Below are 25,562 nucleotides of genomic sequence, written 5' to 3'. Positions count from 1 at the left end.
GCAAAGCGAAGCGTGCCCACCACTGCTTGCGTTGCTCTTGATGGTGGGCACGGCGCAAGGGCGCCTTTGCCCACCCTACAATCTCACCGCAATTTCCCCCGTGCCGCGACCGGCAGCGTGCCGATGATCTCCTCGCCGCGCACCATCACCACTTCGTCCATCATGTTGACGACGACGCAGACGTGGTTGGGTACGATGCGGACGACGTCGCCGACGACAGGCCGTGTATTGCTGCGGGCCAGATCGAGGAACCCGTGCTCTTCCGCAAAGCGCGCAATCTTCGCCTCGGGGTGCTCCAGGATCAGCCCGTGGCCTTCAAGCCCGCCGCCGGTATCTGACGTCAGCGTCTTGGAGCCGGCGTCGAGGATGCCGCGGTCCGGGCCGGCGCGGCTGACGACGGTGGAATAGATGTTCAGCGCGCAATCGTCCCAACTGGCAACTCCGGCGGCGACCTGCATGCGGTCGTTGTAGATATAGGTGCCCGGCCGGTGCTCGGTCGCGCCCTTGAGTTTTCCAAGATTCTTCAGGTTCGGCGAGCCGCCGGTGGAAACCATCGCAGCATCGAGCCCGTGCGCGCGGACGCCGGCCAGCGCCTCGTCGAAAAATTTCTGCGCTTCCGTCCAGCCGGTTTCGGTCGGGTACAGCATGAAGCCCGCAAACCGCAGTCCTTTCAAGCCTGCAATCTCGTGCGCCAGCGCAATGGCTTCAGCCGGCGTCTCGACGCCGGCGCGCTTCCGCCCGGTGTCGCATTCGACCACGACCGAGAGCGCGCGTCCCGACGCGGCGGCGGCCTGTGGCAGGCCCGCGATCACGGTCGAATTGTCGGCGGCGACCGTCATGTTGGCTTTGGCCTGCAGCGCGGCGAGCCGGGCCATTTTCTCGTCGCCGATCAAATTGTAGCTGATCAGGATGTCGTCGATGCCGGCTTCCGCCATCACCTCGGCCTCGCCGAGTTTTTGGCAGGTGATGCCGCGGGCGCCGGCCGCGACCTGCATCTGCGCCAATAGCGGGCTCTTGTGGGTCTTGATATGCGGCCGGTTGGCGACGCCAGCCGCATCGCAGGCCGCCTGGATCCGAGCGATGTTGCGCTCGACGCGGTCCATGTCGATCACGGCGCAGGGCGTGCCATATTCACGGGCGATCTTGGCGGCGAGGGGCGTTGTCATGCTCTTCTCTCTGTTCGAAATCGTAGGAACCGTAGGGGGTAGAGCGAAGCGAAACCCATCAATCGTGTCGGTGCGTCATGATGGGTCTCGCTGCGCTCCACCCATCCTACGCCTGTTCGATCTCTTCTCGCAAAACCTCAAGCTCCAGCCAACGGTCCTCGGCAGCCGCGAGTTCTTCCTGCGCCTTCGCGACCGCCGCGGAGGCCGCGTCGAATTTCTTGCGATCCTTGGTGTAGAGGTCGGGATCGTCAAGCAGCTTTTGCTGTTTTGCGATCTCGGCCTGCAGCTTCGCCATCGTCTTCGGCAGCGTTTCCAGCGCGTGCTTCTCGTTGAAGTTCAGCCGGCGCTTGGGTGCCGCAGAGGGCGCGGCAGCTCTGGTTTCCTTCTTTTCCTCGACGGTACTCATATTGGGAGCTTCGCGCGCGAGATCCTCGCCGCGCTGCGCCAGCATGTCGGTGTAACCGCCGGCATATTCGATCCAGCGGCCGTCGCCCTCGGGCACGATCACGGAAGTGACGACGCGGTCGAGGAAGTCGCGGTCATGGCTGATCAGGATCACGGTGCCCTCGTAGTCGCCGAGCATCTCCTCGAGCACGTCGAGGGTTTCGAGATCGAGGTCGTTGGTCGGCTCGTCCAGCACCAGCAGGTTGGAGGGCTTCGCCAGCGCACGCGCCAGCATCAGCCGGCCGCGCTCGCCGCCGGAGAGCACCTCGAGCGGCGTGCGCATCTGTTCCTGGGCGAACAGAAAGTCCTTCATGTAGCTGACGACGTGCTTCGGCCGGCCGCCGACCATGACATGGTCGCCACGTCCGCCGGTCAGCGCCTCGGCCAGTGTCGACTTGGGGTCGAGGCTTTCGCGGTGCTGGTCGAGCGTCGCCATTTCGATATTGGCGCCGAGCCGGATCGTGCCGCTGTCGGGCGGGCTGCCGCCGGTCAGCATCTCGATCAGCGTGGTCTTGCCGACGCCGTTCGGCCCGACGATGCCGATGCGGTCGCCGCGCTGGACGCGGATCGAAAAGCCATCGACGATCGTGCGCTCGCCAAAGGCCTTGGCGAGGTTCTTGGCCTCGATGACAAGCTTGCCGGATTTGTCGGCTTCCGCCGCGGCGAGGCTGGCATTGCCGGTCGCGCCGCGATAATCGCGCCGCTGGTCGCGTAGCGCATGCAGATTGCCGAGCCGCTTGACGTTGCGCTTGCGGCGGCCGGAGACGCCGTAGCGCAGCCAGTGTTCTTCGTTGACGATCTTGCGATCGAGCTTGTGCTGGTCGCGCTCTTCTTCCGCCAGCACCTCGTCGCGCCAGGCCTCGAACGCCGAGAAACCGCGGTCGATCTGCCTGATCTGGCCGCGATCAAGCCAGGCGGTCGCGCGCGACAGATTGGAGAGGAAGCGGCGGTCATGGCTGATGATGACCAGCGCACAACGTCGGCTTTCCAGCTCGCCCTCCAGCCATTCGATGGTGGGAAGGTCGAGATGGTTGGTCGGCTCGTCCAGCAGCAATATGTCGGGCGAAGGCGCCAGCACCCGCGCCAGCGCCGCGCGGCGGGCCTCGCCGCCCGAGACATGTGCGGGGTCTTCGTCGCCGTGCAGCCCGAGTTGCTCCACCAGATAGCGCGCCTGGTAGTGATCGTCGCCGGGGCCGAGGCCAGCCTCGACATAGGCCAGCGTCGTCGTGTGATCGCCGAAATCAGGCTCCTGCGGCAAATAGCGGATGGTCGCGCCCGGCTGCACGAAGCGGCTGCCGCCGTCGGGCTCGACGGTGCCGGCGGCGATCTTGAGAAGCGTCGATTTGCCGGAGCCGTTGCGGCCGATCAGGCAGACGCGCTCGCCCGCGGACACGGATAGCTCCACGCCCGACAGCAGCGGCGTGCCGCCGAACGTCAGCCTTATATCTTTCAACTGGATCAGCGGCGGCGCCATCGTTCACTTCAACCCTGGTCTTGCGCGGGCTGTTGCGCCCGCTGGCGCTGGATGCGGCGGATGGTCTGGTCGAGCGCCGACAAAAAGGCCGAGCGGTCGCGCGGGGAGTAGGATTTCGGCCCACCGGTGACTTCGCCCGATGAGCGCAGGTCAGTCATCAAATTGCGCACGGCCAGCGTCATGCCGATCGATTGTTCGGTGAACGGCTTGCCATTCGGCGCAATCACCTCGGCGCCCGATTTCACGCAGCGGCTGGCGAGCGGGATATCCGAGGTGATGACGATGTCGCCGTTTCCCGCACGCTCCGCGATCCAGTCGTCGGCGGCATCCATCCCGGAACCGGCGGCGATACGCTCGACCAGCGGATCCTGCGGCACGCGGATGAAATTCCCCGCGACCACGCTGACCGGCAGGCCGTGCCGGGTCGCGACGCGATAGATCTCGTCCTTCACCGGGCAGGCGTCGGCATCGACATAGATGCGGGTGGGGTTCAATTCAGGCATATCTCGGCGCATGTTCTTGCCCGCGCGTGGTAGCCTATTCGATGGCGGAATGCGAGGAAAACAGGGCGCGGAACACGCTTGCCACGGTACATTCTTTGCGTACGATAAATGGCTGAAAACAACCAAGAATAAGAGAAAACGAGCATGACTATCGAGCCGTATCGCGTCCAGGCCTACAACACCGCCAAACAATCCGAAAACAAGATGCATGACGACACCGTGGCAAAGCGGTTCGGATTCTCGGGTGGGCTGGTCCCGGGCGTCGACGTGATGGCCTATATGATGCACCAGCCGGTCGCAAAATGGGGCCGCGCCTTTCTCGAACGCGGCCTGATCGAGGCGCGCTTCGCCAAGCCGGTCTATGACGGCGAACTCGCGGAGCTGACGGCGGAGGAAAGCAATGACGTGCTTTCGATAGAAGTGCAGAGCCGTGGCGAGCTTTGCGCCACCGGCACCGCGTCATTGCCGGCATCCGCACCGGCTGTTTCGATTGCAGACTACAGGGAAGTCGCTGCCGTGGCGGAGCGCAAGCCGGTCAACGGCGCTTCCTACGAGGTCGGTAGATGGCTCGGCACCACGCCGCGCAACTGGGCGGGCGACGCGGCCACGGGATATCTTGCCGACATCAGGGAAGCCGATCCGATCTACGCGAAGGAGGGCCTTGGTCATCCCGGCCTGCTGCAACGGGTGATGAACCGGGCGCTGGTCGACAACGCCATTCTGGGGCCTTGGATTCACGTCGGTAGCCGCATGCAGCTTCTTTCCGCGGCAAGGACCGGTGACGTGATCACGGCCCGCGCAAAGGTCATCGGCAATTACGACAAGAAGGGCCACCGCTTCGTCGAGCTCGACGCGCTGGTTGTTGCCAACGGCAAGACGCCACTGGCGCATTGCCACCACGTCGCGATCTACCAGCCGCGCGAGCAGGCTGCGGCGTAACACGACGTGCTATTGCCGGGCTTGACCCGGCAATCCATCCGCTGCGAGAGGCTGTTCCTCCCTGGCTTGCCGCCATGTCGCGGGCGGCGAGCCGACCACTCGCCGGAAGGCGCGATTGAAAGCCGCGTCGGAGTCATATCCGACGCGTCCGGCGATCTCGGCGACGCCAAGCGTGCTGTCTTGCAGCAGGTGCTGGGCCAGATGCATCCGCCAGCCCGCGAGATACTGGATCGGCGACTCGCCGACCAATTCGACGAATCGTTTGGCGAGCGCCGCACGCGAGACCCCGACTTCCTTTGCAAGCGCTTCGACGGTCCACGGCCGTTCCGGCTGCGCATGAAGCAGTGTGAGCGCGGGACCCACCTGGGGATCATGCAGGCCTGCCAGCCAACCGCCGCCATGGCCCTGTGTCGCAAACTGCAACTGCCACCGCAGCAGCTCGAGGAAAAGCGACTCGGCCAATCGCGCCAGCACGGCACGATTGCCGGGACCCGGCGTCGCGGTTTCGCTCATCAGGTAGCGCACCGACGCCCGCCACCACTCCTTCTCCTGCGGATGCGTGATCGCCTGCACACGCCTTCCGGTGCCGTCCAGCGTCTCGAGCGTAAGGGTGTCTTCACGCGAGCGGACGCAAAGAATCGCCGGCAGCGATTTCAGCAGCGGATCGAAGCGCTGATCGGCGTGCAGAAAGCCGCAGATGAAGCGCGCCGGCGGCCCGCCGCCGCCGTGATTCACGACCGTGATCCGCTCCGCGGACGGCTGCGAATAGATGTCCTGTATCGGGACAGGCGCCAGCTCAGGATCGCTGGTCATTACATGCTGATCGCCGCGCGGGAACACGATCACGTCGCCGCTTTCGATGTGGATTGGCGGCAATGCCCCTGATGTCACCAGGCAATTGCCCTCGGTGACCACATGAAACGGTGTCACCGATCCTTCGGAGGATTGCAGGCGCGCCGCAAGCAGCGCCGGCGGGGACGAAAGAATGGCCCACGGATGCGTAAATTCCGCGCGAAAATGAATCGTTCCGGACAAACGGACGACGCGCAGGACTTCCGACAATACGTCCACAATCTGATCCTGAATTCCTGCTGTCGGCGCGCCTGCGGGCAGCGTGAAGCCTTTCAGAATGCATTCTCCAGTCAAGCGGCATAGCGTCGCGGCAAAGCTTCCTGGAGCCGTGGTCATTGCGCTATTGACCAAGCTTCGCCACAAACTGGGCCATTATCCGTACCTAACGATAACAGCATACGGGAGAATACGATGCCTAATTCAGTGAAGGATTTGCTTGCAGCGGCTAACAGCTCCGTTCCAGCCATCAGCCCACAAGACGCGAAAGCCCTGATCGAGCGTGGCCAGGTCCTGGTGGTCGATGTGCGCGACGGGCTTGAGCTACAGAGCACCGGCAAGGTTCAGGGCGCGAAACACGTCGCGCGCGGCATGCTCGAATTCAAGGCGGATCCTGACAGCCCCTATTATGACAGTGCATTCGATCGGGAAAAAACCGTGATCGTCTATTGCGCCTCCGGCGGCCGGTCCGCGCTTGCCGGCAAGACGCTGCAAGACATGGGCTACAAGGACGTGCGTAATCTCGGTGGCTTCAAGGGCTGGGCCGAAAGCGGGGGCGCGGTCGAGAAGGTGTGACGCAGGCGCGAGCGCGTCTCGACGTCATGCCCCCGCGAAGGCGGGGCATCCAGTACGCCGCGGCCTGGGGGTTCGATCGTTGACGCCTCTGGAATACTGGGTCACCCGCCCCAGTGCGCAATTGCGCACAAGGCGGGTGACGAACAGCTCGCTTGTGGAAGCGAGGGCACTCACGCCGCCTTCGCCTTCGCATCCTGGATCGCCCGCCACACCCGCTCCGGCGTCAGCGGCATGTCGATATGGGTGATGCCGTATTCCGACAGCGCGTCGACCACCGCGTTGACGATGCAGACGAGGCTGCCGGCACAGCCGGCTTCGCCGCAGCCTTTTGTGCCCAGCGGATTGGACTTTGCGGGCGAGGGGTGGTCGCCGACTTCCATCGGCGGGATGTCCTCCGCGCGCGGCAGGGCGTAGTCCATGAACGAGCCGGTGATCGGCTGGCCGCTGGAATCGTAGCTGACTTCCTCCATCAGCGCCTGGCCGATGCCTTGCGCCACGCCGCCATGCAGCTGGCCGGCGACGATCATCGGGTTGACCACCGTGCCGAAATCATTAACGGCGAAGTAGCGCACGATCTGCGTCACGCCGGTCTCGGGATCGATTTCCACTTCCGCGACATGGCAGCCATTGGGGAAAGTGGACGGCGTGTCCTTGGTGGCGTGGTCGACGTCGAGCGACAGCGGCACGCCCTCCGGCATCCTGCCTTCACGCACGCGCTGCGCCAGCTCCATGATGCCGATCGAGCGGTCAGTGCCGGCGATGGTGAAGCGGCCTTGGGCGAATTCGATATCGCCCTCGGACGCTTCCATCAGATGCGCGGCGGCCTGTTTGCCTTTCGCGATTACGAGGGCGGAAGCTTCCACGATGGCCTGACCGGTCGCGGTGATGGAGCGCGACCCGCCGGTGCCGTTGCCGAAACGGACGAGATCGCTGTCGTTCTGCTCCAGCGTGATCTTGTCGAAGGGAACGCCTAGCTGCGCCGAAAGCACCTGCGCGAACGGTGTGGCGTGGCCCTGGCCGTAATCGAGCGTGCCGGTGGTCAGCTTCACCGAACCATCCGGCTCGAAGCTGATCTTGCCGAGTTCGCCGCTCGGCGGCGCTGTCACTTCCAGATAGGAGCCGACGGCGATACCGCGCAGCTTGCCGCTCTTTTTGCTCTCCTTCTTCCGCTTCGCAAAATTGGCGTGGTCGGAAATCTCCAGCGCCTTGTTGAAGACCCCTGCGAAATCGCCGCTGTCATAGGTGACGCCGGAGGCTGCCGCGAACGGCAGTTGCGACGGCTTGATGAAATTGCGCTTGCGCAAGGTGAGGCGGTTGATGCCCATCTCGTCGGCGGCACGGTCGATCAGCCGCTCCATGTAGTAATTGGCCTCGGGCCGGCCGGCGCCGCGATAGGCGCCCATCAGCGTGGTGTTGGTCAAAACCGTCTTGATGTCGACGCCGAGCAGCGGCGTGCGGTAGACGCTCGCAAGGTTCTTGCCGGTGTTGAGCGACAACGGCCCCGGCGCCACGCCGGTGATATAAGCGCCGAGATTGCCGTAACCCTGCAGTCGCACCGCCAAAAACTTGCCTTCAGCATCGAGCGCCAGTTCGGCGTGAATGAGCTGGGCGCGGCCATGGCTGTCCGAAAGGAAGCTGGTCGAGCGCTCGTCGGTCCATTTCACCGGGCGGCCCAGCGCCTTCGCCGCGTGCAGGATGCAGGTATATTCGGGATAGCTGACGTTCTTCATGCCGAAGGAGCCGCCGACATTGGCGGTCAGGATGCGAACCTTGTCGTTCGGCACATTGAGAATTTTTGCCAGCGTCACCTTGTTGCCGGAGACGCCCTGCGTCGGCACCTGCAGCGTGAAGCGCTCGGCCGCCTTGTCGTAGGCGGCGAGCGCCACGCGCGGCTCCATCGACACCACGGCAACGCGGGTGTTGACGATGTCGAGTTTGGTCACATGCGCAGCAGTGGCAAACGCCGCGTCGATCTTGGCGGTGTCGCCATAGTGGTAGTCCAGCGCGACGTTGTTCGGGATGTGATCGTAGAGCAGCGGCGCACCGGGCTTTGTCGCTTCAGCCGCATCGGTCACGGCCGGCAGCGGCTCGATGTCGAGTTCGACGGCCTCCGCCGCATCGCGCGCCTGCGCCAGCGTTTCCGCGACCACAAAGGCGATGGGATCGCCGACAAAGCGCACCTTGTCGGTCGCCAGCGCCGGACGGTTGGTCTGCAGCAGCGGCGAGCCGTCCCGGCTCTTCAGCGGCAGACCGCAGGTGAAGGGGTTGTAGCCGGCGGCTTCCAGGTCCTTGCCGGTCCAGATGCCGAGCACGCCGGGCATGGCCTTGGCGGTGGCCGTGGCGATCCCCTTGATGATTCCGTGGGCATGGCTGGAGCGCACCATCCAGCAATAGGCCTGGCCGGGCAGGGCGAAATCGTCGGTGTATTTGCCCTTGCCGCGCACCAGCGTGTCGTCTTCCTTGCGGCGCACCGGCTGCCCCACCCCGTATTTTTGCAGTGCGATAGCGTTGTCCAGGGAGGAGGCGCCCGTGTGATCTTGCATCGAAAAACACCTGAAATGCTTAGGATTCTCGCGGATTTTACCGGTTCCGCGGGTTCCTGCTGAGATAACGCACTGCGTCATGCCCGACAACGCCTGATTGGGCATAGTCCTATGTGATGGGTTGTTGCGTAGCCCCTTGGCGCTGCTAAAGTTTCCGTGAACGGTAATTTTTCTTCGGCGGCCCGGAAGCGGCCCGCGGAAAGACAGTTTTGATGAATGACGATACGCGGCTGCGCGAAGGCCTTGAGGTCTGCGCTAGCCCGTCAGGGTCGGTTGCGGCGGCCACGGCAAACGGTGTCTATGCCGCGCTCGACCTTGGCACCAATAATTGCCGGCTTTTGATCGCCAGTCCGGCAGGCGATGGTTTTCGCGTGGTGGATTCGTTTTCGCGGATCATCCGGCTCGGCGAGGGCATTTCCGCGACCGGTTCCATCAGCGAGGCGGCGATCGAGCGCGCCATCGCGGCGCTCAGCATCTGCAGCGACAAGATCCGCTACCGCAAGGCCCACCGCCTGCGGTTGATCGCCACCGAAGCCTGCCGCGCCGCCGCCAATGCCGAAAGCTTTCGCGCCCGCGTCGCGAGCGAGACCGGCATCCGGCTCGAGGTGATCGATCGCGAGACCGAGGCGGCGCTTGCCGTGATCGGCTGTTCGCCGCTGCTGGACGCAAGGGGGCGGGGCGCGATCCTGTTCGATATCGGTGGCGGCTCGACCGAACTGGTCCGGATCGAGCGCGATCCCGCCGAGCAGAATGCGCCGCCGCGGATCAAGGCGTGGATGTCGATCCCGCTCGGCGTCGTCACCTTGGCCGAGCATTTCGGCGGACGAGACGTCACGGCGGAATCCTACGTGCGGATGGTGCGCGAAGTCGCGCAATATGTCGCGCCGTTCGCTGGCGAGCACGGCACGGATTTGCACGACATGCATATGCTGGGCACCTCCGGCACCGTGACCACGCTCGCCGGCGTCCATCTCAACCTGGCGCGCTACGACCGCCGCCGCATCGATGGCATCTGGATGCACGGTTCCGACATTACCGCGGTGATCCAGCGGCTGCGCGGCATGAGCTATCTGGAGCGCGCCAACAATAATTGCATCAGCGTCGAGCGCGCCGATCTGGTGCTGGCCGGCTGCGCCATTCTGGATGCGATCCGCGATGCCTTCCCGCTGCCGCGGCTGCGCGTCGCCGACCGGGGCCTGCGCGAGGGCATGCTGGTCGAGATGATGCGCGAAGACGGCGCGCTCAGGGCGTGTTAATGCGCCGCGTGGCGTGATGTGCTAGATCGCGTCTGACACCCCAAGGCACCGACAGACATGGCAAAAGACACCACCGGACGCCTGCACGTCACGGTCAAGAGCGGTGGCAAGCGCAAGCTGTCATCAAAACTCTGGCTGGAGCGGCAGCTCAATGATCCCTATGTGGCGCAAGCCAAGCGGGACGGCTATCGCTCGCGCGCGGCCTACAAGCTGATCGAGATCGACGACAAGTATCACTTCCTCAAGCATGGCATCGCTGTGGTCGATCTCGGCGCCGCCCCCGGGGGCTGGAGCCAGATCGCGGCGAAGCGTGTCGGCGCGGTCAACGGCAAGGGCAAGGTGGTCGCGATCGATCTCCTGGAGATGCCGGAAGTCCCCGGCGTCAATTTCGCCCAGCTCGACTTTCTGGCCGAGGACGCGCCGGAAAAACTGATCGCCATGATGGGCGGTCGTGCCGACGTCGTGATGTCCGACATGGCGCCCAACACCACCGGCCACCGCAAGACGGATCAGTTGCGCATCGTCGGCCTGATCGAAACTGCGGCAGCGTTTGCCGCCGACGTGCTCAATCCCGGCGGAACGTTTCTGGCCAAGGCCTTTCAGAGCGGCGCAGACGCCGAACTGGTCGCGCAATTGAAGCGCGATTTCGCCAGCGTGCGCCACGTCAAGCCGGCGTCGAGCCGGCAGGATTCGTCGGAGCGCTATGTGCTGGCGATGGGATTTCGCGGGCAGCCCACCCGGCTTTAAGCGCAACCTTTACGCGGCCGCGGCCGATGAATGTCTGCCTGGTTGCGGGGTGAGCGGCGTTGACGCGCCTGAGTAATGCCATTGGAACTTTTTCCCGGATGGCGCATATTACCTGCTCGGCGCGGTCTGTTTATTCGCATGCAGCCTGACGCCAGCAGCAGTTCTGCAGCGTACGGCGCATCCGTCTGGGAAGGAGCTTTCCCGTGATGGAGCACAGGGCCAGAGTTGGTAATCGACTGTTAGCTGCATTGCCGCCAGCAGATCTTAAATTCCTGGTGCCTCATTTCCGAATGGTCCCGCTTGAACGTGACGCCGTGCTGATGCGGTCGGGTGACGTAGTCGAAAAGATCTATTTCCCTCTCAGCGGCTTGATCGCCTTCATCATGGACATGCCGAGCGGGCAAACGGTCGCGACCGCTCTCGTCGGCAACGAGGGAGCTGTGGGCATCCTGTCGACGCTGGGGCCTTCCCGCTCTCCGATGACCGCGGTGGTCCGGGTGGCGGGGACCACGTTGCAGATTTCGCCGGCACGGTTTCAAGCGGCGCTCGACCGCAGCAGCGCCTTGAATGGCGCGGTTCAGATCCTCTCCAGGGCACTGATGGCACAATTTCAGCACGTTGCGGCCTGCAATGCGCTACACTCGGTCGAAGCCCGTCTGGCGAGATGGTTGCTGCATGTCCACGATCGGCTTGACGGGGACACCCTGCCGCTGACGCAGGAGACGCTTGCGGAATTTCTCGGCGTGCGGCGAACGACGGTGACGCATGCCGTTTGCAAGCTCCGTGACTCGGGTGCGGTCCGATCCAATCGACGCTCCTTCATTGAGATCGACAGGCCGCGACTCGAAGCAGCAGCATGCGAGTGCTACCAGCTCATGCGCCGCAGGATCGGTCGGATCGTCTTGCCGGAGGAGATGACGCCGCCGGGGCCTGTCCGGCATCCCCGCGATCGACATGCCTTGTTTGCCCAGGCAGAGGAGGTTCATCGCCGCACGCCAGGCCAGAGAGTGACCGGCCCCCGCTCGAGGGGCCATTGACGGAGTTGCAGCAAGGGCTTCAGCGGCTCTACGCTGATTACAGGCTGAGAATGGCCTTTAGCTTGAGCCGCTTCTCTGCTGGCTCGTGAACCCAAGCCTCCCTGGCAAACCATTCGTGACTGACCTCGCAGATCGAGCAGAACGTCCGCGCGAAAAACACCGGACTGCAGCGAAACTTCTCCCGATCCGCATTCATGCCCGTCGGAATAGCGCGCCCCGTCTCGGGGCATTTGATCATGACGACGCCCATCTGTTCTTCCGTCCCTGGATTTTTGTATTGCGGCATGTCAGCTCGACATCGGCTGGAATGCGCCCTTCTCGTGGAGCGCTCGTTCCAGCCGATCCTGTCGGGCTGCGAAAGTGACTTAGAACCAGGACGCTTTCTGCAGCATGCCGGCAAAGCTCTTCTTGATTGGATTGGCACTCTCGGTCGCGATCTTGCGGGTGAGCTCCCAAATCTCGCGGTTTTGTGCTGCCGTGGCTCCGAAGTTCTTGCAGCCCTGTGCGGCGGAGAGCTGCAAGATTTCCGAGGGCGACTTCGTGCCCATGAGATGGGTGAGAAACTCGAAGGCGGAGTTGGTGTTGGCGGCCGAGAACTCGATCAATTTGGCGGCGTAGTCCGCGGCGCCTCTTGCGTTGGTTGAACTTGATTCCAGGAGAACGTCGGTGACTGCTCCCGAGGCAATCTTCATGTTCTCGATGCCTTCCTTCGCCCGCGTCACGTTTTGCTCGGCGATCCCATTAAAAATCCCGGACACCGCGACGAACGGCATGTCAAAGCCGCGCTTTTCGTGTGGTCCGGCCGCTTTCGGGTTCGGCGGATTGCTATTCACGTCAACGTTCATATTGGCATCACTCACGGGTTTTCATCCTTTCAGCGAAACTGAAATCAACAACGATCGGATTTTTGTTCCCGGACCTTCCGAGGCGCGTACTGTGCCGCAGAGACGGAACCGGGAACCATTCCCCCAAACTTCCAACAAAGGCAGGTGCTGCCGCGGATGACCGCCTCGCGCCGGCCTATACCAAAGTATATGACGGACCGGCGCCGGGGCTTCCGTTCGCTTTGTGACTCTCGCGGCGAATTTTTTGGATGTCGGGTGTCCTACATAGCGGCAACGGAAAAACTCTCGGGAAAGCTCGGTCCCTGGCCTTGCCGGTGTTGCCGTCAAGCGGGGCGATGCCGCGCCCGGTCAGCCCAGCCGCTGATCCCGTGCGTCTCCGGTACCTTCGCTGGCGGCCTTGGTCGCCGCCTTTTCCGCGCCCTTGCGGCTGGAAATCTCGACCACCTTGCGCCCGGAAATTTCGTGGCCGGCGTCATCGGGCATCTGCCAGAAGAAATACGCCGACGCGGCCGAGATGAGCGCGACCACGAGGAACGCCGGCGGGAATACGTCGGCGCTCAGTTCGGTGACATGGTGCCACAGCATGGTCGATTCCACCGAGAACGCACCGACCGCGACGCCGGCGGAAATCGCCAGTTGCTGGTTGACGCTGACCAGCGTGGTGGCGCGGCTCATCTGCGCCGGCTCGACCTCCGCATAGGCCACCGTATTGATCGCGGTGAATTGCAGCGAGCGGAAGAATCCGCCGACGACCAGGATGATGAAGATCAGCAGCAGCGGCGTCGTCACCGTGAACAGGGCGCAGGCGGCTAGGAAGACCGCGCTGACGACGGCATTGACCGTCATCATGTTGCGAAAACCGAAGGCGCGGATGATGCGCGCGGCCAGCGTCTTCATGCCCATGGCGCCCACGGCTGAGGCAAACGTGACGAGGCCGGACTGGAACGGCGTCAGGCCAAAACCTTCCTGCATCAACAGCGGCAGCAGGAACGGCAGCGCGCCGATGCCGAGGCGGAACAGGAAGCCGCCGATGATGCTGGCGCGCATGGTCGACAAGCGCAGCAGCGAGAAATCCAGCACCGGCGATCCGGTCCGCCTCGCATGCATCACGTAGAGCGTCATCGAGATCGTGCCGACCGCAACGAGGCCGGTGACCACAGGCCAGGGCAGCAGGCCGAGGCCGGCAACCGAGAGGCCGAAGGCGATGCCGGCAAGGCCGATCCCGGCCAGCACCAGCCCGTAGAGATCGAAGCGCTCGGGATCCTCGCTCTTGATCGGGTCGATATACTTCATCGCCATGAAGATGCCGAGCAGCCCGATCGGGATGTTGATCAGGAAGATCCAGTGCCAGGAGAAGTAGGTGGTGATGAAGCCGCCGAGCGGCGGGCCGATCACCGGTCCGATCAGCGCCGGCACCGTCACCCATGTCATCGCGTTAACCAGTGCGCTCTTGTCGATCGAGCGCAACAGCACCAGCCGTCCGACCGGCGTCATCATCGCGCCGCCCATGCCCTGCAGGATACGGGCGATGACGAAATGGGTCACGTTCTGCGACAGCGCACACCCGATCGAGCCGATCATGAACACGCCGATTGCGATCGAGAACACCATGCGCGCGCCAAAGCGATCGGCGGTCCAGCCGCTGGCCGGGATGAACACCGCGAGCGACAGCAGGTAGGACGTGATGGCGAGCTTCAGCGTCAGCGGGCTGGTGCCGATATCGGCCGCGATCGCCGGCAGCGAGGTCGCAATCACCGTCGAGTCCATGTTCTCCATGAACAGGGCGGTGGCCACGATCAGCGGGATCAGGCGTTCTTTGGTCATCGGGATCGGGGGACCGGAAAGTGAGGCAGGCGAGGGCGCTGTATCATCCCGTTGTCGCACAGGCCATTGCGGAACAGGGCAAACCACCTAAATCCTGCGTGACGCTGGTATGCACCGCGCCAGCCGCTGGAGGTCCGCATGATCTACGTGCTTGCTGCCTTGTTGCCGCCGCTCGGGCTGCTGCTGAACGGGCAGCCGTTTTCGGCGATTTTCAACCTAGTCCTGATCGTGTTTTGCCTGGTTTTCGGGCTGATTTTCCACGTCCTGCTGCTGGTGCCCTCGGCGCATGCGCTGATCGCGGTTCACATGAAGCGGGAGGACCGCCGGCACCGCGAGGTGGTGGAGGCGATCCGCCAGCACGGTCCGCCGCCGGGATACCGATCCTAAGGCCGCCGCTAACCCCTTGGGATTGCGGCTTTTCCCGAAAAGCCTGTGCATAGCTGGCAAACGCTTTGATTCGGCGTCCCGCCATGCTATCGACCACCGTCAACCCCACCGATGGGCTTCGATTCGACGGCGATGCCGATAGCATCGCCGGAGGCGGCGTTCATCTATAAGAACTGATCGCGGCGATGAGCCGCCGAAAGGAGTTGGCAATGGCGCAGGGACTTCAGGGTATCCGTGAAGCCTTCACGTTCGACGATGTGCTTCTGAAACCCGGTCTCTCGGATATCCTGCCCTCGGAGGCCGATATCCGCTCGCATGTGACCCGCGCGATCCCGCTCAACATCCCGATCATCGCGTCCGCGATGGACACCGTCACCGAAGCACGCATGGCGATCGCGATGGCGCAGGCCGGCGGCGTCGGCGTCATCCACCGCAATTTCGATCCGGAGGGACAGGCCGCCCAGGTGCGGCAGGTCAAGAAGTATGAATCCGGAATGGTGGTCAATCCGCTGACCATCGGCCCCGATGCGATGCTGTCGGACGCGATGGCGCTGATGAAGGATCACGGCTTCTCCGGCATTCCCGTGGTCACCGGTGCTTCCAAGGGTGTACCGGGAAAGCTGGTCGGCATCCTCACCAACCGCGACGTCCGCTTTGCGAACGATCCGCGCCAGAAAATCTCCGAATTGATGACGCATGAAAACCTCGTCACGGTGCGCGAAGGCGTCAGCCAGGACGAGGCGAAGCGGATGCTGCACAAGCATCGCATCGAAAAACTGCTTGTTGTCGACGATCAATATCGCTGCGTCGGCCTGATCACCGTCAAGGACATGGAGAAGGCGGTTGCGCATCCGCTGGCCTGCAAGGATGAGCACGGCCGCTTGCGCGTTGCAGCCGCGACTACGGTCGGCGAGGGCGGTTTTGAGCGCACCGAGCGGCTGATCGATGCCGGCGTCGACCTGATCGTGGTCGATACCGCGCACGGCCATTCCTCCCGCGTGCTGGAAGCGGTCAACCGCATCAAGCGGCTCTCCAACGCCGTGCAGGTGATCGCCGGCAATATCGCCACGAAGGAAGGCGCGCAGGCGCTGATCGATGCGGGCGCGGACTCGATCAAGGTCGGCATCGGCCCGGGCTCGATCTGCACCACGCGCATCGTCGCCGGCGTCGGCGTGCCGCAACTCACCGCGATCATGGATGCGGTGGAAGCGGCGAAGAAGGCCAACGTGCCCGTGATCGCCGACGGCGGCATCAAATATTCCGGCGATCTGGCGAAAGCGCTCGCCGCCGGCGCCGACATCGCCATGGTCGGCTCGCTGCTGGCCGGCACCGATGAGACGCCGGGCGAAGTGTTTTTGTGGCAGGGCCGTTCCTACAAGGCCTATCGCGGCATGGGCTCGGTCGGCGCGATGGCGCGCGGTTCCGCCGACCGCTACTTCCAGCAGGACATCAAGGACACGCTCAAGCTGGTGCCCGAAGGCATCGAGGGCCAGGTGCCGTATAAAGGCCCGGTCGGCAACGTCATGCATCAGCTCGCCGGCGGCCTGCGCGCCGCGATGGGCTATGTCGGCGCCCGCAACCTCGCCGAATTCCACGACAAGGCGCAGTTCGTCCGCATCACCGGCGCTGGCCTGCGTGAAAGCCACGTCCACGACGTGACGATCACGCGCGAGAGCCCGAATTATCCGGGCGGGGCGTAAGGCCTGTAGTCCGGCTGGCGGAATTTAAGCCGTCATTTGCGAGGAGCGTCAGCGACGAAGCAATCCATTTCGCCGCTTGCGGAGGCGTGGATTGCTTCGCTACGCTCGCAATGACGAACAACAACCAACAATCCGGAGGAACCATCATGTCCCAGGGCAAACGCATCGTTCTTGCCTCACGCCCCGTCGGCGAACCCAAACCCTCCGACTTCCGCCTTGAAGATTGCGAGATTCCGACACCGGGCGCGGGCGAAGTCCTCCTGCGCACCATCTGGCTCTCGCTCGATCCCTACATGCGTGGGCGTATGAGCGACGGGCCGTCCTACGCGCAGCCGGTGCCGATCGACGGCGTGATGGAAGGCGGCACCGTCAGCGAGGTGATCGCGTCGAATAATTCCGCCTTCGCCAAGGGCGACATCGTGCTGTCGCGCGCCGGCTGGCAGACGCACGCCATCTCCGACGGCAAGGGCCTGGCGAAAATCGATCCGAAGATCGCGCCGATCTCGACCGCCGTTGGCGTGCTCGGCATGCCCGGCATGACCGCCTACACAGGCCTGCTCGATATCGGCAAACCGCAGGCCGGCGAGACCGTCGTCGTCGCGGCGGCCTCCGGCGCGGTCGGCTCGGCGGTCGGCCAGATCGCGAAGATCAAGGGCGCACGCGCGGTCGGCATCGCCGGCGGCAAGGACAAGTGCGCTTACGTGAAGAACGAGCTCGGCTTCGACGATTGCCTCGATCACCGCGAAACCGATCTCGCCGCGAAGCTTAAGTTTGCCTGCCCGAAAGGCATCGACGTCTATTTCGAGAACGTCGGCGGCGCGGTGTTCGAAGCGGTGTTTCCGCTGCTCAATGCCTTTGCGCGCGTGCCCGTCTGCGGCCTGATCGCGCATTACAACGATACGCAAGCCGTGGCGCCGAAATGGGCACCGGCGATGATGCGCAACGTACTGACCAAGCGGCTGACCATCCGCGGCTTCATCGTCAGCGACTTTGCCGCGCGTCACGGCGACTTCCTGTGCGACATGTCGGGCTGGGTTCGCGAGGGCAAGGTAAAGCACAAGGAGTTCGTCACCGAAGGCCTCGACAGCGCGCCTGCAGCGTTCATGGGCCTTCTGAAGGGCGCCAATTTCGGCAAGCAGTTGGTTCGCGTCGGGCCGGATAAAATTTGAGCCAACCGGAACCTGCAACGCGAACCTCACAGCCACTTGAGATGGATGGGGGAACGTCCCTTCGAAAGCATCGTTTGGTTTTGACATCCAATGGAGAAGCCAAATGATGAACTTCAAGAAACTATCGCTCGGTCTGGTTGCCGCAACGATGCTGGCCACTCCTGCGATGGCTCAAGTGGTCTACCAGGAACCCGGCGTGACGGGCTACTATCCGAACTCCGCTTACGTCACAGGAGGCTACGGTGTCAGGGTCACGCCCGGACCGGGCTACTATTACGGCAACCGGTTTCACCCGGCTCCACGCGTAGGCGCATTTGCGACAGCGCCATGGGACGATGGTTCCTCCTCCTTTGGCCTCGTTGAACGTCAGTGGTGATGCGCTCTAACGCGTGAAGCATGATCTGAAAATCTTTCGAGAAGGTCGTGCTCAATCAAAGCGGAAGCAGAGCGGTCCCAAGAAAGCCTCAGTCCTTGGCCGCTTTGCCGAGCAGCTCGTCCAGCCCGACATCGGTCTGGCCGGGCGCCCTGACGTGGCGGACTTCAAAACTGTCGGGCTGGAAACGGTACTCCACCAGCCCGACTTCCTTGGCGCCAATCACTTCCTGCATCCGGTCCGGAATGATGAAGCCGGCAGACGGCGCCCAGACATGGCGGGTATGGCCGAAGGTGAAGTCGCGCCGCTGGTGCACGTGGCCTGAGGCGACCAGCCGCAGGTCGACCGCCGAAAACATCTCGATCAGATTCTTGCGGCGGGGCTGCGGAACGTAGCGGATAGCCGACGCCTCGATCTCGGGATCGTCAGGCGTGTTCAGATATAGCGGCTTATGCAGGAATAGCGCGACCGGCTTGCCGTTCACGCTTGCAAGTTCTGAAACCAGCCAGCCGAACTGCTCGGCCTCGCTTTCGATTCCGGTGTTCATGATCAGCGAGTTCAGCCCGATAAAACACCAGCCAGCCGCGTCGAAACGCCAACGGTCTTCGCCAGCCACAGACAGATATTTCCGCCGCTCTTCCTCGGTCGCCGGCTGCTTCGGTGCGGGGCCGATCGCCGTCGGGTTGTCGCCGACGTCGTGATTGCCGGGCAAAAGCCTGCACGGCACCGGCAGTGCGTCATGCATTTCCTTCGCAAATTCGAGATCGCTGCGGCTGGTCGGACCGTCGAAGGAGATATCGCCGCTGTTGATCACGAGATCGGGCCGCGTCGCGTCGATATGCTCGCTGACGCGGTGAAAATTGTCGGTCAGTTTCTGCAGACGGCGGGCGAGGTGGGTATCGGAAATTTGCGTCAGGCGAAATTCGCTCATGGACCATCCCTTTCGGGCCGATCATAGCCGCACCCGAAGTCGGAACGATGACGAAAGCGCGTGAGCGGCTTCAGCCCAGCGTCCGCCGCCAGAACGCCAGCATGTCTGTTTTAAACAGCTCGGCATCGCCGTCGCGGCTTCCAATCTTGGCGCCCTTCCGGCCATAGCCCGCCTTCAGCGCATAGATCATCAGGTCGCGGTCGACGAGCTTGCTGTCCGCGACGCCCGTGAGCGGATGGATGAAGGCGCCGTTATTGGCGGTATAGGCCGTCGGCGCGGCGGGGGAGACGGATGCGTCGGGAACATTCTCGATACCGGTGCCGCGGTCAAAGCTGTGCTGCGCGCCGCCGATCAGCCGCATCGTTGCTCTTCCGCCGGAGAGGCGGATCGCCTGGCAATGGCCCTGCACCTGCATCGGCGAGCACCATTCATCGGCATCGCCCATGATGACGCGGATTTCGGTTTCATCGACGGAGGGATCGAGGAACTGGTGGCCGCTCCAGGGATAGGCGGCGAGCACGCTGCGAAAACCGGCGCCGGCGCCGACCACCGCATCGGCAAAACGTCGCGTCGCCGCCGTCAGCACCGCCGAGCCGCCGCGGCTATGGCCTTGCGCGCCGATGCGTGAGGCGTCGATCTCCGGATGGGCCGACAGCACCTGCCAGGCCGACAGCACGTCATAGGCGCTGGCGGCAAAGGAGAACTGGGTTTGGTTGGCGACCGTGGACGTCACATCGCGCGCACCAAAACTGTCGAGCACAAAAGCCGCAAAGCCGTCGCTCACCACCGTTTCGGCATGTTTGAGGTGCGAGGGCGCGACGCCGAGGCTGCCCGGCACCACTATGACAAGCGGCAGCTTCCCGTTGCGCTTGCGATGCTCCGATGTGGGCAGGAACAGCTTGCCGTCGATGACAAGTCTCGGCAGCTCGGCGGCATTGCTGATGACTTGGAAGTAATTGACCGGATTGGCGCTGAGGATGTCGATATTCTGTCCCTTGGCACCGCCAGCGAAAACAATGTCCTGATCGCGAAATCGCAAGTTGTAACCCTCCCGCGGCCACTCTCTTTCGGCGACCGTCGGGGATAAAGTAAAGCGCTGGTTGTTCCCGTCAAAGTAAAAGTGCCCGCGGTCTTGCCATCCTTGTCCTTCAGGGCAAATGGGCAACACAAGCGCTCCAGCGTCTTGGCCGCGTCGTGGCCGCCCAGTGTAGCGCCTCAAAGCACGCGGTAGCGGATCGCGAAGGCGTCGTGAATCTCTGATGTCACCGCGCCGCCATTGGCCGGCACGATGCCGTCGGCCAGATGCCACGGCCCGAACTGGCCGGAGCGTGTCGGGCTCGCCGGCAGCCGCAGCCGGAACGTGCCTTGGGCCTGGCCGGGCAGGTTCAGCACCATCACGCGCTCGGTAGTGCGATAATCCAGCGTCACCGTGCCCCGCAATATGCTGCGGCCGTCAGGGGTGGCGGCCAGCGCCTCCTGAACCTTGGCCAGTTTCTGGTTCCGGTCGGTCAGCAGTTCGACCTGGGTGTCGGCGGCGGTGGTCAAGGCCGCCTTCGGCAGGCGGATTTCAAATTCCACCGCGGGTTTTGCCGGATTGAGGCCGAGATAGGCCAGCGCGGCGTTCCGCATGTCCGAGATCACGAAAGCGAGCAGGACCAGCACTGCGGAGGCGGCAAGCCCGTGTTTCAGGAGATCGTGGCGGCTGCGGTAGCCGCTGCGAAAGTAGACCGAGAGCACGATCGCGACCGCCAGCGCCGCCGCGACACCGGCCAACGCCGACATGATGATGCCGAGGCCGCCATCGGGGCTGTCGCTGAACCCGACCGCCCGGAGAAAGGAGGTCATGGAATAGCCGGGTAGCTCGGCCGCGTTGGCTGCGCCGGTCAGGATCGGGGAGGTGATGTTCATCGCCTGCTCGCGGGTTGCTTTGGGGCCGGTTCGAGACCAGAACCATCGGAATTCTCGATAGTTGGTCGCCAAGGCTTCGTCCGTGGTTCAAAAGGGGCTGTGGTTCAAGCGAGTGTCGGGGAACTGGATTTGTCAGGCGAGGGGTGCCTCGCTATTGCTTCAAGGTCTGGCGCAGGTTTCGGGGGAGATTCTCATGTCGGTTCAAATGGTTTTGCTGCCGGTTTTCGTGTCGGTCGGGCTCACTTTCTTCCTGATGCTGTGGATGGTGTCGGCCCGCACGAAAGCGGTGAAGGCCCGGGAAACCAGCCTGAAGGATATCGCGCTGGGGCAGCCGAAATATCCGGCCCGCGTGGCCCAGATCGGCAATTGCTTCAGCAATCAGTTCGAAGTACCCCTCCTGTTCTACATGCTGATCGCGCTGGCGCTGCCGCTGCGCCGGGCCGATCTCTTCATCGTGCTGATGTCCTGGATGTTCGTGGTGACGCGATTTGCCCATGCCGGCATCTTCGTCACCTCCAACAACATCCAGCAGCGCAGCCTGGCCTGGTTTGCCGGCGCAGTGGTGCTGCTCGTGATGTGGATCTACTTCGCGCTGAAGCTGCTGCTTCTGACTTAGAAAGCCCTTGATGACCCCTGCTGCCCGGCTGTCCGCCGCCATCGAACTGATCGAAACCATCGACGCGCAACGCGTTCCCGCGGCGAAGGCGCTGAAGGAGTGGGGCACCGCGCATCGCTATGCCGGCTCGGGCGACCGCGCGGCGATATCAGGCCTGATCTGGGACGTGCTGCGGCGCCGGGCGTCCAGCGCCTGGCTGATGGACGCGGACACGCCGCGTGCGCGGGTGCTCGGCATGATGCGGCTCGAGCGCGGCATGAATACCGAGGCCATCGCCGCGCTGTGCGACGGCGGACGTTTCGCGCCGGAGCCGCTGAGCGAGGCTGAGCGATCAGCGCTCACCTCGCGCACCCTCGACGGCGCGCCGCCGCACATCGCCGGCGATTATCCGGAATGGCTGGACGCGCCGCTGGCAGCGGTGTTCGGCGACGACCGCGTGGCCGAGGCGACAGCGATGGCGAGCCGCGCCCCGCTCGATCTGCGCGTCAATACGCTGAAAGCCAAGCGCGAGAAGGTTCTCGCTTCGCTCAAGCATCTCGGCGCGCAGGAAACGCCGTGGTCGCCGATCGGCCTCCGCATCGAACTCGGCGCCGACGCGCGCAACCCCGGCATTCACGCCGAGGAGGATTTTATCAAGGGCGCCGTCGAAGTGCAGGACGAAGGCTCGCAGCTTGCCGCGCTGTTCTCGGCGGCAAAACCCGGCGAGCAGGTGATCGATCTCTGCGCCGGCGCCGGCGGCAAGACGCTGGCGCTGGCCGCGATGATGCAAGGCAAGGGGCGGCTGATCGCGACCGATCACGACAAGCGCCAGCTCGCGCCGATCTACGAGCGGCTGTCCCGCGCCGGTGTCCACAACGCCGATGTCCGCGCGCCGAAAGGCGACACTGATCCATTGGCCGACATCAAGGCCTCCGCCGATCTCGTGCTGATCGACGCGCCCTGCACCGGCACCGGCACCTGGCGCCGCAACCCCGACGCCAAATGGCGCATGCGCCCCGGCGCGCTCGAAGTGCGGTTGAAGGACCAGGCGGAAGTGCTTGATCGCGCGAGCGCCCTGGTCAAGCCCGGCGGCCGCATCGCCTATGTCACATGCTCGGTGCTACGAAGCGAAAACGGCGACCAGATCCGCAGCTTTCTGTCGCGCCGTCCGGAGTTTTCGATTCAGCCACTGAACGAGACGGCAAGCGTGCTCTGGGACAAGGCGGAAGATTTTGAGAAGGCCGCGCTGCAATCGCCCGAAGGTTGGCTGATGACGCCCCGCCGCACCGGCACGGACGGTTTCTTCGTGTCGGTGCTGAAGAAGACGTGAATGCGTAGGGTGGGTTAGCCGAAGGCGTAACCCACCGACACACGAAGAAAGATGGTGGGTTACGCTGCGCTAACCCACCCTACGATTCGTCAATCCACAATGAACAGCTTCACGCCCGTCTTCGTCGACGACCGATGCGCGGCGTCGCCGAAATCCGACACCTGATAGCTCATGCCTGGCTTGAGCTTGAACGTGCGTCCGTCGCGCAATTCGGAATCGAGTTCGCCTTCCAGCACGTAGAGCACATGCCCGCGGTCGCACCAGTGATCGGCGAGATAGCCCGGCGAATACTCGACCATCCGCACGCGCAGATCGCCGATGTTGAGCGTGCGCCAGAGGGCTTCGCCGGTGACGCCGGGATGTTTTGTCGCTTCCATCTGGCTCCAGTCGGTGACGGTGAAAGGCAGCGTCGGAATTTTCATGTGGGAGAGTCCTGAGGTAAGCGAGAGATATCTCGTCATTCCGGGATGGTGCGTTAGCACCAGACCTCAGGGGTGCAATTGCACCCCCGGGGAATCTCGAGTTTCTCAGGTGCGCAATTGCGCACCATAGTTCGATGCTTCGCATCGCCCCGGAATGACAGCTAATCCTAATGCGCCAGATGGTTCGCCGAACCCTGCCTGATCTTTCCCCTCGCATCGAGCCGCAAATATTCGCAGATCTGCGCGCCGCGCTCGTTCTGGTAAAACACGACGACGCTGTCCGGGCTCACATAGGTGTCGATCAGGTCGAAATGCAGGCCGGGCAACAGTTGAAACGCCTTGCCCCAGTACATCCGCAAGCTTTCCTTGCCGCGCAGCGTGCCGCTGGCTTCCAGGCCGAGCGCCTGAATGCGGTCGGAGGTCATTTCGGCGTCTTCGGCATAGAGCGCGAGGATGCGCTCGAGGTCGTGCGAGTTCCAGGCGGCGATCCACTCCCGGCCGAGTGCGGCGAGATCGGCCGCCGCGTAGTGCTGGCTTTGCATGGTTTCCTCCCTTTCTCCCGATTTGCTCCAGCAAATCGCCCGATCGCCCCCTCGGCGAGCGTCGGAACAAATTAGGTCAATAATACTTACCTAGTTGCATTTGTCCATGCCCCAGAAAGAATGTGGGTCAGCCCTTTGCCGCGGTTGCGAGGCCGCGCCCCGTCGCGTAATTCCTGTCCATGACAGCAGCACAACAAGCCCGCGAGCAGACCACCTCCGTGGCCTCGGCGCATGACAAGATTCTGATTGTCGATTTCGGCAGTCAGGTGACGCAACTGATCGCGCGCCGGGTGCGCGAGGAAGGCGTCTATTCCGAAATCGTTCCGTTCCAGAAGGCAGAAGCCGCCTTCGACGAGATGAAGCCGAAAGCGGTGATCCTCTCCGGCGGTCCGGAGTCAGTGCACGAAAAAGGCTCGCCCCGCGCGCCGCAAAAGATCTTCGATTCCGGCGTGCCTGTCCTCGGCATCTGCTATGGCCAGATGACCATGGCCGCCCAGCTCGGCGGTGAGGTCGAGGGCGGCCATCACCGCGAATTCGGCCGCGCCGATGTCGAGGTCAAGGCCTCCAGCAACCTGTTCGAGTCCACTTGGGTCTTGGGCGAGAAGCATCCGGTCTGGATGAGCCATGGCGACCGCATCACAAAAATGCCGCCGGGTTTTACGGTGGCCGGCGTTTCGCCGAACGCGCCGTTCGCGGTGATCCAGGACGAGAAGCGCAAATATTACGGCCTGATGTTCCACCCGGAAGTGGTGCACACGCCGGATGGCGCCAAACTGATCCGCAATTTCGTCCGCAAGGTCGCAGGCCTCACCGGCGACTGGACGATGCGCGCGTTTCGTGAAGAGGCTATCGAAAAAATCCGCGCCCAGGTAGGCCCGGGCAGGGTGATCTGCGGCCTCTCCGGAGGCGTCGACTCTGCGGTGGCCGCAGTGCTGATTCACGAAGCGATCGGCCACCAGCTCACCTGCGTGTTCGTCGATCACGGCATGCTGCGGCTTGATGAAGCCAAGACCGTCGTCGACCTGTTTAGGCATCACTACAACATTCCGCTGGTGCATGTTGACGCGTCGAAACAATTCCTCGGCGAACTCGCCGGCGTCACCGACCCCGAAATCAAGCGCAAGACCATCGGCCGCCTGTTCATCGACGTGTTCGACACGGAAGCGAAGAAACTCGGCGGCGCGGATTTCCTGGCCCAAGGCACGCTCTACCCCGACGTGATCGAGAGCGTCTCCTTCACCGGCGGCCCGTCGGTGACCATCAAGTCGCACCACAATGTCGGCGGTCTCCCTGAGCGCATGAACATGAAGCTGGTCGAGCCCTTGCGCGAACTGTTCAAGGACGAAGTCCGCGTGTTGGGGCGCGAACTCGGCCTGCCCGAAATCTTCGTCGGCCGCCATCCGTTCCCGGGCCCCGGCCTCGCCATCCGCTGCCCCGGCGACATCACACGCGAAAAGCTCGACATCCTGCGCCAGGCCGACGCCGTCTATATCGACCAGATCCGCAAAGCCGGCCTCTACGACACCATCTGGCAAGCCTTCGCCGTGCTGCTGCCGGTGAAGACGGTGGGCGTGATGGGCGACGGCCGCACCTACGAATACGTCGTCGGCCTCCGCGCCGTGACGTCAACCGACGGCATGACCGCCGACTTCTATCCCTTCGACATGAGCTTCCTCGGCCAGACCGCGACGCGGATCATCAACGAGGTGAAGGGGGTGAACCGGGTGGTGTATGACGTGACGAGTAAGCCGCCGGGGACGATTGAGTGGGAGTGAGCGGAGCA

General features: G+C 63.6%; 25 protein-coding genes. 12 read left to right on the top strand and 13 right to left on the bottom strand.

Annotation, left to right across the window (positions count from 1 at the left end; all coding sequences use genetic code 11):
• Positions 1-83: 83 nt before the first annotated feature.
• The 3 genes from C7G61_RS08320 to C7G61_RS08310 form a co-directional block, all read right to left on the bottom strand.
• Entirely contained in the window at positions 84-1,166 is a 1,083-nt protein-coding gene (locus C7G61_RS08320) for a D-TA family PLP-dependent enzyme (RefSeq protein WP_108513629.1), read from the bottom strand.
• 106 nt (positions 1,167-1,272) lie between these two features.
• A complete protein-coding gene (locus tag C7G61_RS08315) occupies positions 1,273-3,084 on the bottom strand; it encodes an ABC-F family ATP-binding cassette domain-containing protein (RefSeq protein ID WP_108513628.1) in 1,812 nt (603 codons plus the stop codon).
• A gap of 8 nt (positions 3,085-3,092) precedes the next feature.
• Positions 3,093-3,587, bottom strand: a complete 495-nt coding sequence (locus C7G61_RS08310) for a YaiI/YqxD family protein (protein WP_108513627.1) — start codon at positions 3,585-3,587, stop codon at positions 3,093-3,095.
• A 144-nt stretch (positions 3,588-3,731) separates the two neighbouring features.
• Here C7G61_RS08310 and C7G61_RS08305 point away from each other — a divergent pair, with 144 nt between their 5' ends.
• A complete protein-coding gene (locus tag C7G61_RS08305) occupies positions 3,732-4,526 on the top strand; it encodes a hypothetical protein (protein WP_108513626.1) in 795 nt (264 codons plus the stop codon).
• Positions 4,527-4,535: 9 nt separating this feature from the next.
• On the opposite strand, the gene C7G61_RS08300 is transcribed toward C7G61_RS08305, so the two are convergent.
• Positions 4,536-5,597, bottom strand: a complete 1,062-nt coding sequence (locus C7G61_RS08300) for an AraC family transcriptional regulator (protein ID WP_190241730.1) — start codon at positions 5,595-5,597, stop codon at positions 4,536-4,538.
• A gap of 192 nt (positions 5,598-5,789) precedes the next feature.
• Here C7G61_RS08300 and C7G61_RS08295 point away from each other — a divergent pair, with 192 nt between their 5' ends.
• Positions 5,790-6,170: a rhodanese-like domain-containing protein gene (locus tag C7G61_RS08295; protein WP_108513624.1), complete on the top strand. Its 381-nt coding sequence runs from the start codon at positions 5,790-5,792 to the stop codon at positions 6,168-6,170.
• Positions 6,171-6,340: 170 nt separating this feature from the next.
• Here C7G61_RS08295 and C7G61_RS08290 read toward each other — a convergent pair whose 3' ends face one another.
• Positions 6,341-8,713, bottom strand: coding sequence for a xanthine dehydrogenase family protein molybdopterin-binding subunit (locus C7G61_RS08290; protein ID WP_108513623.1), 2,373 nt, complete (start codon positions 8,711-8,713; stop codon positions 6,341-6,343).
• Positions 8,714-8,925: 212 nt separating this feature from the next.
• Between C7G61_RS08290 and C7G61_RS08285 the strand changes: the two genes are divergently transcribed.
• The 3 genes from C7G61_RS08285 to C7G61_RS08275 all read left to right on the top strand — a co-directional run bounded on the left by C7G61_RS08285 (position 8,926) and on the right by C7G61_RS08275 (position 11,753).
• A complete protein-coding gene (locus C7G61_RS08285) occupies positions 8,926-9,969 on the top strand; it encodes a Ppx/GppA phosphatase family protein (RefSeq protein WP_108513622.1) in 1,044 nt (347 codons plus the stop codon).
• A gap of 57 nt (positions 9,970-10,026) precedes the next feature.
• Complete coding sequence (locus C7G61_RS08280) at positions 10,027-10,716, top strand: RlmE family RNA methyltransferase (RefSeq protein WP_108513621.1); 690 nt, start codon at positions 10,027-10,029, stop codon at positions 10,714-10,716.
• Between the two features lie 206 nt (positions 10,717-10,922).
• Positions 10,923-11,753, top strand: a complete 831-nt coding sequence (locus tag C7G61_RS08275; RefSeq protein ID WP_338026061.1) for a Crp/Fnr family transcriptional regulator — start codon at positions 10,923-10,925, stop codon at positions 11,751-11,753.
• 37 nt (positions 11,754-11,790) lie between these two features.
• Here the strand turns inward: C7G61_RS08275 and C7G61_RS08270 are convergent, their stop codons facing one another.
• The 3 genes from C7G61_RS08270 to C7G61_RS08260 form a co-directional block, all read right to left on the bottom strand.
• A complete protein-coding gene (locus C7G61_RS08270) occupies positions 11,791-12,039 on the bottom strand; it encodes a hypothetical protein (RefSeq protein ID WP_338026060.1) in 249 nt (82 codons plus the stop codon).
• Positions 12,040-12,118: 79 nt separating this feature from the next.
• A complete protein-coding gene (locus C7G61_RS08265; RefSeq protein ID WP_145963579.1) occupies positions 12,119-12,613 on the bottom strand; it encodes a phasin family protein in 495 nt (164 codons plus the stop codon).
• A 333-nt stretch (positions 12,614-12,946) separates the two neighbouring features.
• Entirely contained in the window at positions 12,947-14,422 is a 1,476-nt protein-coding gene (locus C7G61_RS08260) for a DHA2 family efflux MFS transporter permease subunit (protein ID WP_108513617.1), read from the bottom strand.
• Between the two features lie 138 nt (positions 14,423-14,560).
• Between C7G61_RS08260 and C7G61_RS08255 the strand changes: the two genes are divergently transcribed.
• From C7G61_RS08255 to C7G61_RS08240, 4 genes are all read left to right on the top strand, one after another.
• Positions 14,561-14,809 carry a hypothetical protein gene (locus C7G61_RS08255; protein WP_108513616.1) on the top strand — a complete coding sequence of 83 codons (249 nt, stop codon included), beginning with the start codon at positions 14,561-14,563 and terminating at the stop codon, positions 14,807-14,809.
• A 209-nt stretch (positions 14,810-15,018) separates the two neighbouring features.
• On the top strand, positions 15,019-16,509 hold the full coding sequence (guaB, locus tag C7G61_RS08250) for an IMP dehydrogenase (protein ID WP_108513615.1): 1,491 nt from the start codon (positions 15,019-15,021) through the stop codon (positions 16,507-16,509).
• Positions 16,510-16,655: 146 nt separating this feature from the next.
• Positions 16,656-17,678 (top strand): NADP-dependent oxidoreductase, encoded by a 1,023-nt coding sequence (locus C7G61_RS08245; protein ID WP_190241729.1) that lies wholly within the window; start codon positions 16,656-16,658, stop codon positions 17,676-17,678.
• A 103-nt stretch (positions 17,679-17,781) separates the two neighbouring features.
• On the top strand, positions 17,782-18,054 hold the full coding sequence (locus tag C7G61_RS08240; RefSeq protein ID WP_108513613.1) for a hypothetical protein: 273 nt from the start codon (positions 17,782-17,784) through the stop codon (positions 18,052-18,054).
• 88 nt (positions 18,055-18,142) lie between these two features.
• Here the strand turns inward: C7G61_RS08240 and C7G61_RS08235 are convergent, their stop codons facing one another.
• The 3 genes from C7G61_RS08235 to C7G61_RS08225 form a co-directional block, all read right to left on the bottom strand.
• Positions 18,143-18,982 (bottom strand): metallophosphoesterase family protein, encoded by an 840-nt coding sequence (locus C7G61_RS08235; RefSeq protein ID WP_108513612.1) that lies wholly within the window; start codon positions 18,980-18,982, stop codon positions 18,143-18,145.
• Positions 18,983-19,052: 70 nt separating this feature from the next.
• The gene (locus tag C7G61_RS08230) at positions 19,053-20,021 is read right to left on the bottom strand and encodes a dienelactone hydrolase family protein (protein ID WP_190241728.1); all 969 of its coding nucleotides are present in this window, start codon (positions 20,019-20,021) and stop codon (positions 19,053-19,055) included.
• Between the two features lie 176 nt (positions 20,022-20,197).
• Entirely contained in the window at positions 20,198-20,890 is a 693-nt protein-coding gene (locus tag C7G61_RS08225; RefSeq protein ID WP_338026059.1) for an acriflavin resistance protein, read from the bottom strand.
• A 193-nt stretch (positions 20,891-21,083) separates the two neighbouring features.
• On the opposite strand from C7G61_RS08225, the gene C7G61_RS08220 reads away from it, so the two are divergent.
• Both C7G61_RS08220 and C7G61_RS08215 read left to right on the top strand, forming a co-directional pair.
• Positions 21,084-21,506, top strand: a complete 423-nt coding sequence (locus C7G61_RS08220; protein ID WP_108513610.1) for an MAPEG family protein — start codon at positions 21,084-21,086, stop codon at positions 21,504-21,506.
• A gap of 10 nt (positions 21,507-21,516) precedes the next feature.
• Positions 21,517-22,815: an RsmB/NOP family class I SAM-dependent RNA methyltransferase gene (locus C7G61_RS08215; RefSeq protein ID WP_108513609.1), complete on the top strand. Its 1,299-nt coding sequence runs from the start codon at positions 21,517-21,519 to the stop codon at positions 22,813-22,815.
• 89 nt (positions 22,816-22,904) lie between these two features.
• Here C7G61_RS08215 and C7G61_RS08210 read toward each other — a convergent pair whose 3' ends face one another.
• Positions 22,905-23,237: a DHCW motif cupin fold protein gene (locus C7G61_RS08210; RefSeq protein ID WP_108513608.1), complete on the bottom strand. Its 333-nt coding sequence runs from the start codon at positions 23,235-23,237 to the stop codon at positions 22,905-22,907.
• Positions 23,238-23,404: 167 nt separating this feature from the next.
• Positions 23,405-23,779 (bottom strand): nuclear transport factor 2 family protein, encoded by a 375-nt coding sequence (locus tag C7G61_RS08205; RefSeq protein ID WP_108513607.1) that lies wholly within the window; start codon positions 23,777-23,779, stop codon positions 23,405-23,407.
• Positions 23,780-23,958: 179 nt separating this feature from the next.
• Here C7G61_RS08205 and guaA point away from each other — a divergent pair, with 179 nt between their 5' ends.
• Complete coding sequence (guaA, locus tag C7G61_RS08200; RefSeq protein ID WP_108513606.1) at positions 23,959-25,554, top strand: glutamine-hydrolyzing GMP synthase; 1,596 nt, start codon at positions 23,959-23,961, stop codon at positions 25,552-25,554.
• Positions 25,555-25,562 lie beyond the last annotated feature (8 nt).

This window comes from Bradyrhizobium algeriense (assembly GCF_003062295.1).
In the GTDB taxonomy this organism is placed as follows: Bacteria; Pseudomonadota; Alphaproteobacteria; order Rhizobiales; family Xanthobacteraceae; genus Bradyrhizobium; species Bradyrhizobium algeriense.
This window is presented reverse-complemented; position numbering and strand designations above follow the sequence as displayed.